This is a genomic window from Undibacterium sp. GW821-FHT11B02, assembly GCF_058808955.1.
Genome location: NZ_JBXASD010000024.1, coordinates 18,819 through 34,995, shown reverse-complemented (window position 1 = coordinate 34,995; position 16,177 = coordinate 18,819). Strand labels below are relative to the sequence as shown.

The window sequence follows — 16,177 nt, the reverse complement described above, 5'->3', positions numbered from 1 at the left end:
TCCAAATTAAAACAGGCGCAACATTTCGTGTGCGCCTGTTCATGATTTGAAGCAGCTTACAGCGCACGCAAGCTGCGCATGCATGCACCATAAGCCGCCTGTATCCCGGCCTGACGCAGGTGTTTGCCATCCTGCACCACCTGCTGGCCACCCACATACACATCCCGCACCAGATTATCATTGCCTGCAAAAATCCAGGTATTGAGTACATCTGCACTATCGATGCCGGCCAGATTCGGATGTGCATTATCAAGTACCACGACGTCGGCGCGATAGCCGACCGTCAGTTGGCCCAGCTTGCGGCCACTGGCCTGGGCTCCGCCCTGCAGAGCGGCTTGATATAAGAAATCACCGACCTTGCGTTGCGCTGGCATGCTGGCGATATTGCGGCCTTGCAGGCGCAGGCGCTGACCATATTCGAGCCAGCGCAATTCTTCTACCGGGCTTTGTGATACATGGCTGTCACTACCGATACCAAAGCGGCCACTGGCGGCGATGTAATCTGGCAAGTCAAAAAAACCATCACCGAGATTGCCTTCGGTGGTGGTGCAAATGCCTGCCACCGCACCACTGTCAGCAAGGCCCTGCACTTCTGCCTTGTTCAGGTGAGTGGCATGCACCAGGCACCAGCGTTCGTTCACCAAGCCGCTATCCAGCAAAAGTTCTACCGGGCGTTTGCCTGAATAAGCAATGCAGGCATCGACTTCTTTTTGTTGTTCAGCGATATGAATATGGATGGGGCGGGTAGCGGGCAGTGCAGCCACCAGTTCACGTATCTGGCTGATACTGGCTGCACGCAGGGAATGCGGTGCCACGCCGACTTCAACCTGGGCATTGCGCTTGTCTTCCATTGCGTCTATCAACTGTATGATCTCATCCACATTGGTAGAGAAGCGACGCTGGTCATGACGCAAAGCCTGTTCACCAAAATCGGCGTAGCTATACAGCACGGGCAACATGCTGATACCCATGCCGGTCTGTTCTGCCGCCGCTATCACGCGCTCTGCCATCTCTGCAGGGCGTGCATAGAAGTGACCTTCCTGATTACGATGCAGGTAATGGAATTCGCAGACAGAGGTATAGCCATTGCGCAGACATTCTGCATACAGTTGCGCGGCAATAGCCTGAATTTGTTCAGGCGTGATATGCAGCGCATAGCGATACATGAGGCCACGCCAGGTCCAGAAACTGTCTTTGCCTTCACCCGCCATTTCCGTCATGCCAGCCATGGCTCGCTGGAAGGCATGAGAATGCAGATTGCTCATGCCGGGCAGCACCCATTGGGCCTGTGGTTCATTAGCCTGCAATGCAGCATCATGCTCAATCTGACTCAGGTCGCCATTTTTGTTCCAGTGCAAACGGACATTGCTGGCCCAGCCTTGCGGCAGCAACGCATGGTGAGCAAACAAACTGCTCATGCGGTACTCCCCTGTGTTTTGTTCCAATCCAGGCAGGCTCGCAGCAACTGCTTCAGTAAGGGTTGTACCTGTGCAGCCAGGTCTTCCCTGTAGGCATAGGGCGCAGCTTCATTCATGTAGATGCACTGGCTCATTTCAAGTTGTACTGCATGGATGTGGTGTGCTGGCTGGCCATATTTGCGGGTGATAAAACCGCCTTTGAAACGGCCATTGAATATATGGGAATAGGCTTTCGCATCTGCCGAATCTTGCAGACTATTGGCGATAGCCGTTTGCAAGCCTGGGTCACAGGACTGCTGATCAGCAGTACCAAAATTCAGGTCAGGTAATTTGCCTTCGAAAAAGCGTGGCACCATTGATGCAATGGAATGTGCATCCCACAACACGACACTGCCATGCGAGCTCAACAATCGCTGTAGCTCTTGCTGCAATTGCTGATGATATGGCTGCCAGTAAACGCCGATGCGGCGTTGTACTTCTGCTTCCGTCGGCAGGTTTTCTGGTGCATACAAAGGCTGCTTGGCAAAGGTATCTACCGGACACAAACCTGTCGTATCCTGCCCCGGATACAGGTTGGCATTGTCGGGCGAGCGGTTCAGGTCTATCACATAGCGCGAATATTCCGCAGCAATGGTCGATGCACCCAACTCTGCTGCCATGTTGTAGAGCAGGGGCAGGTGCCAATCCGTATCCGCTTTTAACTGGGCGACTGGCAGCATTTGTGCGGCGATGTCGTCCGGTATGCTGGTGCCCGCATGGGGCATGGAAATCAGTAAGGGCACGTTGCCCTGTTGAAAATGGTATGCAGTCATGATGTTTACTGTGTCCTGTTCCCTGTTTCAGGGATACTGTAATTTGCGGCTGAGCCTGTCGGCTGCCGCCAGAGTCATGTTGATGAGTTCTTGCTTGCGATTTTGTATGCGTTGCACTGGCGCCATCAGCGACAAGCTGGCTTCCAGCCTGTTTTTGCCAGAAAATACGGGGGCGCTGACACCCCAGATACCGAGGTCAACTTCATTTTCGCTGGTGGCGTAACGCTGGCTGCGTATGGTTTGCAGTTGTGCCAGTAAATCCTCACGCCGCTGCTGCGTATGATCCTGGTTTTCAAGAAAATTCTGATCCAGCAAACTGTCTTGTACCGCCTGCGGCAAAAATGCCAGTAGGGCCTTGGCCGATGCGCCACGCACTGTCGAACTGGCACGCCCTTTGGCAAACGAACAGCGCAAGGCTTGCTGACTTTCCTGCATGTCCAGACAAATGACCTGGCCATTGACGTAGGCCAGCAAGCCCACACTTTCACCAGATTTATGTACCAGCTCTGCCATTTCTTCACGAGCAGCCGACATCAGCCACGAATGCTGGTCAAAGCCCCGTGCCAGTTGTACCGCCAGCGGGCCAGGTTCATACAGGCCGGTCTGCGCATGTTCCTGCACCAGCCCCCATTTTTTTAAAGGTGCCAGTTGGCGATACAGGGTGCTTAATGGCAAGCCGGTTTGCTCTACCAACTCGCGTACGGACAAGGGCTGTCCCTGACGTGCGACGCAAGCCAGCACTTGCAAGACGCGTTCGCTTTGGGGTAAATCAGTTTTTCGTTGGAAGGCCATGGACAGGGGCGAACATGAGAATCTGGAGCCTCCATGCTAGCACTGGAGTGAGAAACATCAAGCACTCATTCTCGAATGACGAGAAATATTTACAAAATTTCCCGTCTATTGGGATGGTTTATTCACAATCATTCATCGTGGACAGGGCCTGCATACCCGTCATTGCTGTTCACCAAACTGACATCATCACTGTAGCTGTCTGGATAGTTGCCACTAGAACTGCCAGAAACAGACCGCACAAACATATAGCACAGTAATGCGCCGATAACCGGAAGCAGCCAGATCAGCGCATATTGTGCATACTTTTGAGCAGGCTCGTAAAAGTCACTCTTCACAACAAAAAAACTAATGTACGAGTTCAGAACCAGTAAAAGGCTGACCATGCAGACGGTTACAACTAAGAGAATATCCATATTTATAAAGGTAGCAGAGTTTTCAGCAAGGAGAACTAAGCTCTTGTTACATGCATTTATTCGCTATAAGCCACTTCTCAATGATCCAGGCGGTGCAAACCAACCCCAGGATATTCAGGAATATCCTCACTTAAACTGATTTTGCGTCCCACAGATGGTTTAGCCAGCGAATAACAAAACAGGCTACCCAGCACAGGGAGTAACCAGATCAAGAGAAATTGGGTAATTTTTTGCATGGCTCCATAATAATCGCTACTCAAGATACAGTAACTGACGTAGATGTTTATCGCACACATTGTGCACAGGAAGTATATCGCCAGTGTCTCAATACTGCTCATACCCTAACTCTTGCTATACGCCGTCGTCTGGCAATTACGATTTTCCTGTGCCGGGAAATCCGCCTTGATGGCGTCATATTTGGCTTTTTCTTCTACAGTCAAAGCTCTTAACTGGAACGCGAATTTATTCGTACTGACCGTGCGTGGGCCAATGCGGGCGGAGCGAACGCCTTTGTTGTTAAGATTATTCAGGTGCAGTTTGGCCGCTTCTTCAGTTTTGAATACACCGAGGGAAATACCCCAGCGCAGATTGCTTTGATCTTGCACGATGTAGAAATCGCTGATACCCAGGCGACGTAGTTCACTGGCTTTTTTATCGGCACCTTCTTTACTGCCTTGTGAGGGAATAAAGACCATGTGAGTGGCGACATCCACCACGTTGATACGGGATTGCCTTTCCCCCAGCGCCAGGGCTTTCAATTTCTCTTCCATCTTGGGAATATCGGCCTGCACGAAATTACCCACTTCCAGACAGGCGATGACATCCGGCTTTTTATCAGTTGTGGTGTCACTTGGTGTCAGGGCTTCAGTGGCAGACAAGGGTTTGAGTTGGTCTGCATGATGCTGCATCTTCAAACGTTCTGGTTCATGAGTGTCGAGTGACCAGTGTCCCAAATAGCCCAGATTAAACGCCAGCAGGAAGGCATTTAATAACAGCAGGCTCCAGAAAAAGAATCGCAGCATGGTAATTTGAGAAGTAATCAGTCCGGGCTTGATTGTGCCACGACAAACAGGCCCGTCAAGACCAGATTGTCGACATGTTGGTAAGACAGGCCCAAATGTGGGAGTAAATAAGGAGCCGCACCGCCAGAAATCACACAGGTGACTGCCTGTTTTTGCCGCTCTTCCAGTACGCTGACGGCCCGACGGATAGCACCAACCTGGGCACTGATGCAGCCGCTGACGATGGCCTGATCGGTATTATCGGCAAAAATGCTGGCAAGACGGATGGATTCAGCCACTTTTGGCAGTTGCGCAGTATTGCGTGCCAGGGATTCTGCCATCAGTTTAAGGCCGGGCAAGATCATGCCGCCCTGAAATTGCCCTTGTGCGGTTACGGCATCGACTGTGGTGGCAGTTCCACAGGTAGCGACCACCACATCCTGCTGCGGGAACAGGTAGTGGGCACCGGCCATGGAAGCCAGCCGGTCACAACCCAGTTGCGCCGGGTTGCGATAGGTATTGTGGATGCCGGCAACCTGCTCCTGGGAGGCAAACCAGCTTACTACCGCAGCAGGCTGCAGGTTCTGCAGGATGGCTGATAATTCGGCCCTGATGGCGGCACCAGCCACATTCGAGATCAGTACTCTGGTGATAGTCATGGCGCGCCAGGCGCTGTCAAGATTAGCCAGCTCAGCATGGCTGACGGAACCGCTGTGCAACCACACTGGGGCTTGTCCAGCCTGAGTTACATCAGCGACTGGCACAGCCCATTTGATACGGGTATTGCCGGCATCAATCAATAATTGCATCTGCTTCCCTTGTTATTCTGCAGCCCTGGCTGATCACGTCGTTGCGGGGCGCAGTGATACATCACCCGCCATGACATTAACTTGTCCTTGCGCGGTCTGCAAGACCAGGCAACCATGCAGATCCACCCCCAGGGCGACACCCGTATGTAATGTCTGGCCGTGATCGAGTATGTTAACGGCTTGCCCGGCATGGGCGTGCAAGGCATTCCAGCGCGGTAAAAAGCTGCCAAATCCCTGAATGCCAAACTGTTCCAGCGTCATTGCCAATGCATTCAGCAAACTGGCGACCAGGGTATTTCTATCCATTCTGGCCAACCATGGGGCATCGGCAATGGCCCGCCCGACTTCGGCTTCCAAAGCGTCGGAGACTTGCAGGTTCAAGCCTATACCAGCGACTATCCAGGTACCGCCATGTTGTGCGGCTGCAGATTCCAGCAAGATACCAGCCAGCTTTTTACCGTCGCGCAGAATGTCATTCGGCCATTTGAGCTGTACGCTCAGGCCGAGTGTATTCAGGGTTTCCGCCAGGGCGACGCCGATTGCCAGTGGTAAGCCAAGCAAATGTTGTGGTGCCTGTGGCAGATGCCAGGCTAACGAAAAAGTCAGCATGCCGCCGGGTACGGTTAGCCAGGGGCGTCCGGCACGGCCACGCCCTGCGGTCTGGTGCATGGCGATGCGCAATACCGGGCGCTGCAACTGTGGCAACCTGGCCATCAGGTCAGCATTGGTGGAACCCGTTTCGGCGACGACTTCGATATCGACCTCGCGTGCCGGCCCATCGCAGCGTTTTTCAATTTCTGCTGCATTCAGTTGTAAGTTCTGATTCGTTGAGGTATTTGCTTGCATGTTCAATTCTGGATTACCGCAGCATGATAGCTATTTAAAATGCTGAGATGTTAAAAAAAACGGCACCCAAAGCGGTGCCGTTTTTATTTCCTGCTTTATTTCATTGCTTATTTCAATACTTACGCTTCACCATCTACCGCATCAGTTGCTGTCACTTCTGGCAAGGGAGCAAATGCTGCTTTTTCTGCTTCCAGCAAGGCTGTGCGTTCATCGGCTTCCCAAGTTTCTTTCAACTTGCGGGCACGATGGAAGGCCAGGCCGGTACCAGCAGGTATCAGACGACCAACGATGACGTTTTCTTTCAGACCACGCAGACCGTCTTTTTTGCCCATGATCGCAGCTTCGGTCAGAACACGTGTGGTTTCCTGGAAGGACGCCGCAGAAATGAAGGAATCAGTAGACAGAGATGCCTTGGTAATACCCAGCAAGATATTTTCATACGTTGCAGGAATACCGCCAGCAGCAGCAACACGATCGTTCTCATCCAGCAATTCAGAACGTTCAACCTGTTCACCAACGATGTAGTTGGCATCGCCTGGATTGACCACAACAACACGGCGCAGCATCTGACGCACGATCACTTCAATGTGCTTGTCATTGATCTTAACGCCTTGCAAACGGTACACGTCCTGTACTTCATCAACGATGTAACGTGCCAGCGCTTCGATACCCAGCAAGCGCAGGATGTCTTGTGGATCGGCTGGGCCATCAACAATCATCTCACCTTTATTCACGACTTGACCGTCATGCACCAGGACTTGTTTGTCTTTGGTGATCAGGAATTCGTGTTTCTCGCCGTCCATATCTGTGATTTCCAGACGTTGCTTACCTTTGGTTTCTTTACCAAACGCAACCGTACCTGTCACTTCTGCCAGCATACCGGCATCTTTTGGTGAACGGGCTTCGAACAGTTCGGCAACGCGTGGCAGACCACCGGTAATATCACGGGTTTTTTGTGATTCAGTCGGGATACGTGCCAGTACTTCACCGACGTGAACTTGCTGACCGTCTTTCACGGTAATCAGCGCGCCCACCTGGAAGCCGATAGTCACGGCATGTTCTGTACCGGCGATTTTGACTTCTTCGCCTTGTTCATTCAACAGTTTGACTTGTGGACGCAATGTCTTGCCTGCTGCGCTACCACGACGTTTCGCATCGATCGCCACCAGAGTGGACAAGCCAGTCACATCATCAACCTGTTTGGCAACAGTCACGCCTTCTTCGACGTTTTCAAATTTCACCGTACCGGTGTATTCGGTAATGATAGGACGGGTCAATGGATCCCATGTTGCCAATGCTGTACCAGCTTTGATGACCAGACCGTCTTTGACGATCAGTGTCGCGCCGTAAGGTACTTTATGACGTTCACGTTCACGACCGTGGTCATCAGTGATCAGCACTTCGCCAGAACGGGAAATAACGATCTGATCGCCTTTACCGTTGGTGACATAACGCATGGTCGCCGTGAAACGGATGGTACCGTTGGACTTGGCTTCAACAGAAGATGCAACCGCTGCACGGGATGCCGCACCACCGATGTGGAACGTACGCATCGTCAACTGTGTACCTGGCTCACCGATGGACTGTGCAGCGATAACACCGACAGCTTCACCAGAATTGACCAGATTACCGCGCCCCAGGTCACGGCCATAGCACATCGCACACAGACCGTAGCGTGTGTCGCAGGTCAGTGGTGTACGTACTTTGACTTCATCGATACCCAGGGCTTCGATGCGTTCTACCATTGTTTCGTCGAGCAGGGAACCGGCTTCGTACAGGGTTTCCTGTGTTTCAGGATTGACGATGTCGTTCGCGCAAACACGGCCCAAAATCAGGTCACGCAAAGGCACGTTAACTTCACCGCCTTCAACGATCGCTTTCATGGACGAACCATTGGATGTGCCGCAGTCATCTTCAACCACGACCAGATCTTGCGTCACGTCAACCAGACGACGTGTCAGGTAACCGGAGTTCGCTGTCTTCAACGCCGTATCGGCCAGACCTTTACGCGCACCGTGAGTGGAAATGAAGTACTGCAAAACGTTCAGACCTTCGCGGAAATTCGCGGTGATCGGCGTTTCGATAATCGAGCCATCCGGTTTCGCCATCAGACCACGCATACCTGCCAACTGACGAATCTGGGCTGCAGAACCACGCGCACCGGAGTCGGCCATCATGTAAATGGCGTTGAAAGATTCTTGTGTGCCAACAGTACCGTCGCGACGTGTGACTGGTTCAACTTTCAGTTGTTCCATCATGGCCTTGCCGACTTCATCACCGGTCTTGCCCCAGATATCGACCACTTTATTGTAACGCTCACCAGCAGTTACCAGACCGGATGCATATTGCTGTTCGATCTGTTTGACTTCGTGCTCGGCATTCGCTACCAGTGTTACTTTTTGTGGTGGTACCAGCATGTCATCGATACAGATGGAGATACCGGCGCGTGTCGCCAGGCGGAAACCCATTTGCATCAATTGATCGGCGAACACGACAGTAGCGCGCAGGCCGCACTTGCGGAAAGATGTATCGATCAGCTTGGAAATTTCTTTTTTCTTCAGCGGACGGTTCAATACGGTAAATGGCAGACCCTTAGGCAGGATTTCAGACAAAATCGCACGGCCAACAGTCGTTTCATAACGCTTGATGGTTTTCACGAATTCGCCAGTTGCCGGGTCTTTTGGATATTCGGTAATACGGACTGTTACGCGGGTAGCCAGTTCGACTTCCTTGTTGTCCCAGGCGCGGATCGCTTCTGAAACGTCGGGGAACATCATGCCTTCGCCCTTGCCGTTGATTTTTTCACGGGAAGCGTAGTACAGACCCAACACGATATCCTGGGAAGGAACGATAGACGGTTCACCATTGGATGGGAACAGAATATTGTTCGATGCCAGCATCAAAGTGCGTGCTTCCATCTGTGCTTCGATAGACAGAGGAACGTGAACCGCCATTTGGTCACCGTCAAAGTCGGCATTGAAAGCCGCGCAGACGAGTGGATGCAACTGGATCGCTTTACCTTCGATCAGGACCGGTTCAAACGCCTGGATACCCAGACGATGCAGCGTAGGCGCACGGTTCAGCATGATAGGATGTTCGCGGATCACTTCTTCCAGAATATCCCAGACCACTGGCTCTTGAATTTCTACCAGTTTCTTTGCTGCCTTGATGGTTGTTGCCAGACCCATCAATTCCAGTTTATTGAAAATGAAAGGTTTGAACAGTTCCAGCGCCATCAGTTTTGGCAAGCCGCACTGATGCAGTTTCAGTTGTGGACCCACCACGATAACGGAACGGCCAGAGTAATCGACGCGCTTACCCAGCAAGTTTTGACGGAAACGACCGCCCTTACCCTTGATCATTTCTGCCAGGGATTTCAGAGGACGCTTGTTGGCGCCTGTCATGGCCTTACCGCGACGACCGTTATCCAGCAGGGAATCGACAGCTTCCTGCAACATACGCTTTTCATTGCGTGTGATGATTTCAGGGGCGCGCAATTCCATCAGACGCTTCAGACGGTTGTTACGGTTGATGACGCGGCGATACAGATCATTCAGATCGGAAGTCGCAAAACGGCCACCATCCAGCGGGACCAATGGACGCAGTTCTGGCGGCAGAACCGGCAGCACTTCCATGATCATCCAGTCTGGCTTGATGCCGGAGCGCTGGAATGCTTCCAGTACTTTCAGGCGTTTTGCGTATTTCTTGATCTTGGCTTCAGATTTGGATTCTTTCAGCTCGGTACGCAGGGTTTCTGCATCACGGTCGATGTCGATGGAGCGCAGCAATTCACGGATACCTTCGGCACCCATGTAGGCAGTGAATTCATCGCCATGCTCTTCGTATTTGGCAGCGTAGTCGTCTTCCGACATGATCTGGCATTTTTTCAGCGGAGTCATGCCAGGATCGGTCACAACGTATGCTTCAAAATACAAAACGCGTTCGATATCACGCAAAGTCATGTCCAATACCATACCCAGACGGGATGGCAGGGATTTCAGGAACCAGATGTGCGCAGTTGGCGAAGCCAGCTCAATATGGCCCATGCGTTCACGACGCACTTTGGCCAGAGTCACTTCAACGCCGCATTTTTCGCAGATCACGCCACGGTGTTTCAGGCGCTTGTACTTGCCGCACAGGCATTCATAATCTTTGATTGGGCCAAAAATCTTGGCGCAAAACAGACCGTCGCGCTCAGGCTTGAAGGTACGATAGTTGATGGTTTCCGGCTTTTTAACTTCGCCGTAGGACCAGGAACGAATCTTTTCTGGGGACGCCAGACCAATCTTGATCGCGTCGAATTGTTCGTTGGGTTGGACTTGCTTGAATAGATCGAGCAGGGCTTTCATGTGTATCACTCCAGTGAAGCGCGCAAAACGCTTGGTGGCTGAATGGTGCTGCAAGGGAGGCATGTAGGACGTCTGACCCTGTTCGCATCGGCGGGAGAGCCAGGTCGCTTGGCGACACAGGTTCCGCTAATACCGGGAACGACTATCTGCTTCCAGACTGCTTACTAGCTAGCTTCTTATAACACCACCGCCCGGATGGTATCCAGGCGATGGTTTTACGACTAATTACTACAAACTTTTTTCAAATCAATTGCGTTCGAGATCGATGTCGATACCCAGGGAACGAATTTCCTTGACCAGAACGTTGAAGGACTCTGGCATACCGGCGTCGATCACATGATCACCCTTGACCAGGTTTTCATACACCTTGGTACGACCATTCACGTCATCTGACTTGACGGTCAACATCTCTTGCAAGACATAAGACGCGCCGTATGCTTCCAGTGCCCAAACTTCCATCTCACCGAAACGCTGGCCACCGAACTGAGCTTTACCGCCCAGTGGTTGCTGCGTGACCAGAGAGTAAGGACCGGTCGAACGTGCATGCATCTTGTCATCGACCAGATGGTGCAGTTTCAGAACGTGCATGTAACCCAGTGTGACTTTACGCTCAAACGCTTCACCAGTACGGCCATCGAACAGGGTAACCTGGTTCTTCGATGGTGTCATACCCAGTTGGGCTGCGATATGGTCAGGGAAAGCCAGATCCAGCATGCGACGGATTTCATCTTCATGCGCACCGTCAAATACCGGTGTTGCAAATGGCACGCCATGTTTCAGGTTGTTGGTCAATTCCAGGATCTCAGCGTCGGAGAAGCCGTCGATGTCTTCCTTCTTGCCAGATTCGTTATAAATCTTTTTCAGGAAATCACGCAGTTCTTCAACCTTGGCTTTGGCTTTCAGCATTTCACCAATACGCAAGCCCAGACCTTTGGCTGCCCAGCCCAGATGCACTTCCAGAACCTGACCGACGTTCATACGTGATGGAACACCCAATGGGTTCAACACGATGTCGGCTGGTGTACCGTCAGCCATGTAAGGCATGTCTTCGATAGGCACGATACGGGAAACCACACCCTTGTTACCGTGACGACCCGCCATCTTGTCACCAGGTTGCAGGCGACGTTTAACAGCCAGGTAGACCTTGACCATTTTTTGTACGCCTGGCGGCAATTCATCGCCTTGCGTCAGCTTGGTACGTTTTTCTTCAAAAGCCAGATCGAACTGATGACGTTTTTCAGCGATGGAATCTTTCATCGCTACCAACGCATTGGCTGCTTCATCAGATGCCAGGCGAATATCGAACCAGTGGTATTTATCCACGCTGGCCAGGTATTCTTTGGTGATCTTGGTGCCTTTAGCCAGTTTAGCCGGACCGCCGTCAGCGATCTTGCCATCCAGCATACGTTCCAGACGCTCAAATGCATCGCCTTCAACAATACGCAACTGATCGTTCAAATCGAGGCGATAACGCTTCAATTCATCATCGATAATCTGTTGTGCACGTTTGTCGCGTTGTATGCCTTCGCGGGTGAACACTTGCACGTCGATAACGGTACCAACCATGCCGGAAGGCACGCGCAGGGATGTATCTTTAACGTCAGATGCTTTTTCACCGAAGATGGCGCGCAGCAGTTTTTCTTCTGGTGTCAGTTGAGTTTCACCTTTTGGTGTCACTTTACCGACCAGGGTATCACCAGCGGTGACTTCAGCACCGATGTAGACGATACCGGATTCATCCAGACGAGCCAGTTGGTTTTCGGCCAGGTTGGAGATATCGCGGGTAATTTCTTCCGCACCCAACTTGGTGTCACGGGCAACGACCGACAACTCTTCGATATGAATCGAGGTATAGCGGTCATCAGCCACCACTTTTTCAGAGATCAGGATCGAATCTTCGAAGTTATAACCATTCCATGGCATGAAGGCGACCAGCATGTTCTGACCCAGGGCCAATTCGCCCAGATCGGTCGATGCACCGTCGGCCAGCACGTCACCCTTGGCAACCATGTCGCCAACCTTGACGATAGGACGTTGGTTGATGTTGGTGTTCTGGTTGGAACGGGTGTATTTGATGAGGTTGTAAATATCCACACCGACTTCACCAGCCTGTGCTTCAGCATCATTCACGCGAATAACGATACGACCCGCATCAATGTAATCAACCTTACCGCCACGCAGTGCCTGTACTGTGGTACCGGAGTCAACTGCCACGGTACGTTCGATACCTGTACCAACGAATGCTTTTTCCGGACGCAAGCAAGGAACAGCCTGACGTTGCATGTTGGCACCCATCAGCGCACGGTTCGCATCATCGTGTTCGAGGAACGGGATCAGCGATGCCGCAACGGAAACCACCTGGCCTGTTGCCACGTCCATGTACTGGATACGTTCTGGGGATACCAGGATCGTTTCGCCAGCTTCACGGGCAGACACCAGCTCATCAATCAGTTTGCCTTCGCCGTCGATCGTCGCATTCGCCTGAGCGATGATATAACGACCTTCTTCAATTGCAGACAGGTAATCGATCTGGCTGGTGATCTTGCTGTCAACAACCTTGCGGTATGGTGTTTCCAGGAAACCGTATTCATTCAGACGTGCGTACAGCGCCAGAGAGTTGATCAGACCAATGTTTGGTCCCTCAGGAGTCTCAATCGGGCATACACGGCCATAGTGGGTTGGATGAACGTCACGGACTTCAAAGCCAGCGCGTTCACGTGTCAAACCACCAGGTCCCAGGGCGGAAATACGACGCTTATGCGTGATTTCTGACAATGGGTTGGTCTGATCCATAAACTGGGACAATTGTGAAGAACCGAAGAACTCACGAATTGCAGCAGAGATAGGCTTGGAGTTGATCAGGTCATGCGGCATCAGGTTGTCGGCTTCAGCCTGACCCAGACGCTCTTTGACAGCACGTTCAACACGTACCAGACCAGCACGGAACTGGTTCTCAGCCAACTCACCTACGCAACGTACGCGACGATTACCCAAGTGATCGATATCATCGACTTCACCGCGACCATTGCGCAGTTCAACCAAAATCTTGATAACGGCCAATACGTCTTCGTTCGACAAAGTCATGGCACCCGTCAGTTCATCACGGCCGATACGACGGTTGAACTTCATGCGACCAACTGCGGACAGATCGTAACGCTCTTCGCTATAGAACAAGCCATTGAACAGGGCTTCAACAGAGTCTTCTGTTGGTGGTTCGCCAGGACGCATCATGCGGTAGATGGCAACACGGGCAGCCATCTGGTCCGCTGTGTCATCTGCACGCAAAGTTTGCGAGATGTAAGCACCCTGATCCAGGTCATTGGTGTACAAAGTCTGGATATCAGTGACTTTGGCATCACGCAAGCGACCCAGCAATTCTTCTGTCAGCTCATCATTGGCATTGGCGATGATTTCACCAGTGTCAGCATCAACGATATTTTTAGCCAGTACACGGCCCAGCAGGTAGTCTTCAGGCACGGAAATGTGCTTGATGCCACCGGCTTCAATTTCACGTACGTGTTTTGCATTGACGCGCTTGTCTTTGGCGACGATGACTTTGCCATCTTTGTCGCTGATGTCAAAACGGGCAACTTCGCCACGCAGGCGTTCTGCGACAAATTCCATCTCTGCGCCATCGCTGTGCAGGTTGAAATTATCGAATACAAAGAAATTGGCCAGAATCTGTTCATTGCTCATGCCGATGGCGCGCAGCAGGATAGTGACTGGCATCTTGCGACGACGGTCAATACGGAAGAACAGGATATCTTTAGGATCGAATTCAAAATCGAGCCAGGAACCACGGTAAGGAATGATCCTTGCCGAAAACAGCAATTTACCGGAAGAATGTGTCTTGCCGCGATCATGCTCAAAGAATACACCTGGGGAACGATGCAACTGGGAAACAATTACCCGCTCAGTACCGTTGATAACAAAAGAACCTGTGGTTGTCATCAAAGGCAATTCGCCCATGTAGACTTCCTGTTCTTTCATTTCTTTCACTACCGGCTTGGTTGGTGATTCCTTGTCCAGGATAACCAGGCGGACTTTTGCACGCAAAGGCGATGCATAAGTCAGACCACGCAGCTGACATTCCTTGACGTCAAATGCAGGATCGCCTAAAACGTAGGACAGGAACTCCAGACGTGCAAAGCCATTGTGCGAAACAATAGGGAAAATCGACGTGAAGGCAGACTGCAAGCCTTCGTTTTTGCGAGTTGACGGTGTTCTGTCTTCTTGTAAAAAGCTCTGGTAAGACTCAATTTGAGTCGCCAGTAAGAACGGAACGTTGTGGACGTTGGCGCGCTTCGCAAAAGATTTACGAATACGCTTCTTCTCAGTAAATGAGTAGTGCATGGACACTCCGTGAGTGGCAAGGAAGGATAGAGAATTCAGGATTCTTGTCACAAAAATAAAACATAGCAACTCTGTGACAAAAAAACCTCAAGTCCCAACCCTAGGTCTTAATAAACAGCTAAACAACCCTGAACGACAAAGAAGCCAAAGAGGAACCCGCTCTTCCGAGAGGATTCCTGTCTTTGACTTGGGCAAATCCGAAGACTTGCCATAGTACCTGAATTACTTGATGTCGGCTTTCGCGCCAGCTTCTTCCAGCTTTTTCTTAGCTGCATCTGCATCAGCTTTGGAAACAGCTTCTTTAACTGCTTTAGGTGCGCCATCAACCAGGTCTTTAGCTTCTTTCAAGCCCAGGCCAGTGATTTCGCGAACTGCTTTAATGACGCCAACTTTGTTTGCGCCAACTTCAGCCAGAATTACGTTGAATTCTGTTTGTTCTTCAACTGCTGCTGCTGGACCAGCTGCTGCTGGGCCTGCTACTGCTGCTGCGGAAACACCAAATTTTTCTTCGAAAGCTTTTACCAGGTCGTTCAGGTCCATTACGGACATCGCGCCTACGGCTTCCAGGATATCGTCTTTGCTAATTGCCATTTGAAACTCCAATTAATTAATTACATTGATACGGTATTTGACGGAAACAATCTTATTCTGCTACGGCTTCAGCAGCTTCAGCTACTGGTGCCGCAGGAGAACCGGATTCTTTCTGTGCCGCAACGGCTGCCAGAGCACGTGCGAAAGCAGATACAGGAGCCTGCATCATGCCAACCACTTGCGCCAACAGAACTTCACGGCTAGGAATGCTTGCCAATGCGACAACGCCAGATTTATCCAGCGATTTGCCTGCATAGTTACCAGCTTTAACAACCAGTTTGTCATTGCCTTTTGCAAAGTCTTGAACGACTTTAGCAGCAGCAACAGCATCTTCCGAGATTGCATAAATCAACGGACCGGTCATTTCAGAAGCGAGGCTGGCAAATACAGTTCCCTCAACGGCGCGACGTGCCAATGTGTTTTTCAACACACGCATGTATACGCCTTGAGCACGTGCGTTAGCACGCAATTGCGTCAAATGACCGACCTGGATGCCACGATATTCGGCCACGACGATAGTCTGTGCAGTTGCTACTTTTGCAGAGACTTCAGCGACGACGGCTTTTTTGTCATTCAGATTGAGACTCACGGTCAACCTCCATTAATGATATTCAGTCCATACACCGGAATGATGCACTTCCCTCATATCGTTTCGAACACGGCGTCCGAAGTTAGGAGTTTCACTGGGGGACCAGTAATCACTACAAAACTTGTTCGGGTACACCATCTGCGTTGGGACCTGTCGATTGCTCTTCAGATATTAACCTCATGCTTTTTAAACACTTTACACACT

General features: G+C 51.3%; 12 protein-coding genes. All 12 read right to left on the bottom strand.

What is annotated here, in order from left to right; translation table 11 throughout:
* Window positions 1-56 precede the first annotated feature (56 nt).
* The gene (locus AC1RVX_RS29675; protein WP_493220188.1) at window positions 57-1,418 is read right to left on the bottom strand and encodes a formimidoylglutamate deiminase; all 1,362 of its coding nucleotides are present in this window, start codon (window positions 1,416-1,418) and stop codon (window positions 57-59) included.
* Complete coding sequence (gene hutG, locus AC1RVX_RS29670; RefSeq protein ID WP_493220187.1) at window positions 1,415-2,230, bottom strand: N-formylglutamate deformylase; 816 nt, start codon at window positions 2,228-2,230, stop codon at window positions 1,415-1,417. The genes AC1RVX_RS29675 and hutG overlap by 4 nt, the downstream gene beginning before the upstream one ends.
* Window positions 2,231-2,257: 27 nt before the next feature.
* Window positions 2,258-3,022 carry an IclR family transcriptional regulator gene (locus tag AC1RVX_RS29665; protein WP_493220186.1) on the bottom strand — a complete coding sequence of 255 codons (765 nt, stop codon included), beginning with the start codon at window positions 3,020-3,022 and terminating at the stop codon, window positions 2,258-2,260.
* A gap of 128 nt (window positions 3,023-3,150) precedes the next feature.
* Window positions 3,151-3,435, bottom strand: coding sequence for a hypothetical protein (locus AC1RVX_RS29660; RefSeq protein ID WP_493220185.1), 285 nt, complete (start codon window positions 3,433-3,435; stop codon window positions 3,151-3,153).
* A gap of 77 nt (window positions 3,436-3,512) precedes the next feature.
* Window positions 3,513-3,671, bottom strand: a complete 159-nt coding sequence (locus AC1RVX_RS29655) for a hypothetical protein (RefSeq protein WP_493220184.1) — start codon at window positions 3,669-3,671, stop codon at window positions 3,513-3,515.
* A 105-nt stretch (window positions 3,672-3,776) separates the two neighbouring features.
* Window positions 3,777-4,457 carry an SPOR domain-containing protein gene (locus AC1RVX_RS29650; RefSeq protein ID WP_493220183.1) on the bottom strand — a complete coding sequence of 227 codons (681 nt, stop codon included), beginning with the start codon at window positions 4,455-4,457 and terminating at the stop codon, window positions 3,777-3,779.
* 17 nt (window positions 4,458-4,474) lie between these two features.
* A complete protein-coding gene (locus AC1RVX_RS29645) occupies window positions 4,475-5,245 on the bottom strand; it encodes a type III pantothenate kinase (protein WP_493220182.1) in 771 nt (256 codons plus the stop codon).
* Between the two features lie 33 nt (window positions 5,246-5,278).
* Entirely contained in the window at window positions 5,279-6,091 is an 813-nt protein-coding gene (locus AC1RVX_RS29640) for a biotin--[acetyl-CoA-carboxylase] ligase (protein WP_493220181.1), read from the bottom strand.
* Between the two features lie 119 nt (window positions 6,092-6,210).
* Window positions 6,211-10,440 (bottom strand): DNA-directed RNA polymerase subunit beta', encoded by a 4,230-nt coding sequence (gene rpoC / locus AC1RVX_RS29635; RefSeq protein ID WP_493220180.1) that lies wholly within the window; start codon window positions 10,438-10,440, stop codon window positions 6,211-6,213.
* 246 nt (window positions 10,441-10,686) lie between these two features.
* Complete coding sequence (gene rpoB / locus AC1RVX_RS29630) at window positions 10,687-14,793, bottom strand: DNA-directed RNA polymerase subunit beta (protein WP_493220179.1); 4,107 nt, start codon at window positions 14,791-14,793, stop codon at window positions 10,687-10,689.
* A gap of 222 nt (window positions 14,794-15,015) precedes the next feature.
* Window positions 15,016-15,384: a 50S ribosomal protein L7/L12 gene (gene rplL / locus AC1RVX_RS29625; protein WP_493220178.1), complete on the bottom strand. Its 369-nt coding sequence runs from the start codon at window positions 15,382-15,384 to the stop codon at window positions 15,016-15,018.
* 52 nt (window positions 15,385-15,436) lie between these two features.
* A complete protein-coding gene (rplJ, locus tag AC1RVX_RS29620; RefSeq protein ID WP_493220177.1) occupies window positions 15,437-15,973 on the bottom strand; it encodes a 50S ribosomal protein L10 in 537 nt (178 codons plus the stop codon).
* Between the last annotated feature and the right edge of the window lie 204 nt (window positions 15,974-16,177).

What these genes read in the sequence shown, in the direction of transcription:
- AC1RVX_RS29675 (WP_493220188.1), bottom strand. Translation starts at nt 1,418, where the DNA reads ATGAGCAGTTTGTTTGCTCACCATGCGTTGCTGCCGCAAGGCTGGGCC.
- hutG (WP_493220187.1), bottom strand. Translation starts at nt 2,230, where the DNA reads ATGACTGCATACCATTTTCAACAGGGCAACGTGCCCTTACTGATTTCC.
- AC1RVX_RS29665 (WP_493220186.1), bottom strand. Translation starts at nt 3,022, where the DNA reads ATGGCCTTCCAACGAAAAACTGATTTACCCCAAAGCGAACGCGTCTTG.
- AC1RVX_RS29660 (WP_493220185.1), bottom strand. Translation starts at nt 3,435, where the DNA reads ATGGATATTCTCTTAGTTGTAACCGTCTGCATGGTCAGCCTTTTACTG.
- AC1RVX_RS29655 (WP_493220184.1), bottom strand. Translation starts at nt 3,671, where the DNA reads ATGCAAAAAATTACCCAATTTCTCTTGATCTGGTTACTCCCTGTGCTG.
- AC1RVX_RS29650 (WP_493220183.1), bottom strand. Translation starts at nt 4,457, where the DNA reads ATGCTGCGATTCTTTTTCTGGAGCCTGCTGTTATTAAATGCCTTCCTG.
- AC1RVX_RS29645 (WP_493220182.1), bottom strand. Translation starts at nt 5,245, where the DNA reads ATGCAATTATTGATTGATGCCGGCAATACCCGTATCAAATGGGCTGTG.
- AC1RVX_RS29640 (WP_493220181.1), bottom strand. Translation starts at nt 6,091, where the DNA reads ATGCAAGCAAATACCTCAACGAATCAGAACTTACAACTGAATGCAGCA.
- rpoC (WP_493220180.1), bottom strand. Translation starts at nt 10,440, where the DNA reads ATGAAAGCCCTGCTCGATCTATTCAAGCAAGTCCAACCCAACGAACAA.
- rpoB (WP_493220179.1), bottom strand. Translation starts at nt 14,793, where the DNA reads ATGCACTACTCATTTACTGAGAAGAAGCGTATTCGTAAATCTTTTGCG.
- rplL (WP_493220178.1), bottom strand. Translation starts at nt 15,384, where the DNA reads ATGGCAATTAGCAAAGACGATATCCTGGAAGCCGTAGGCGCGATGTCC.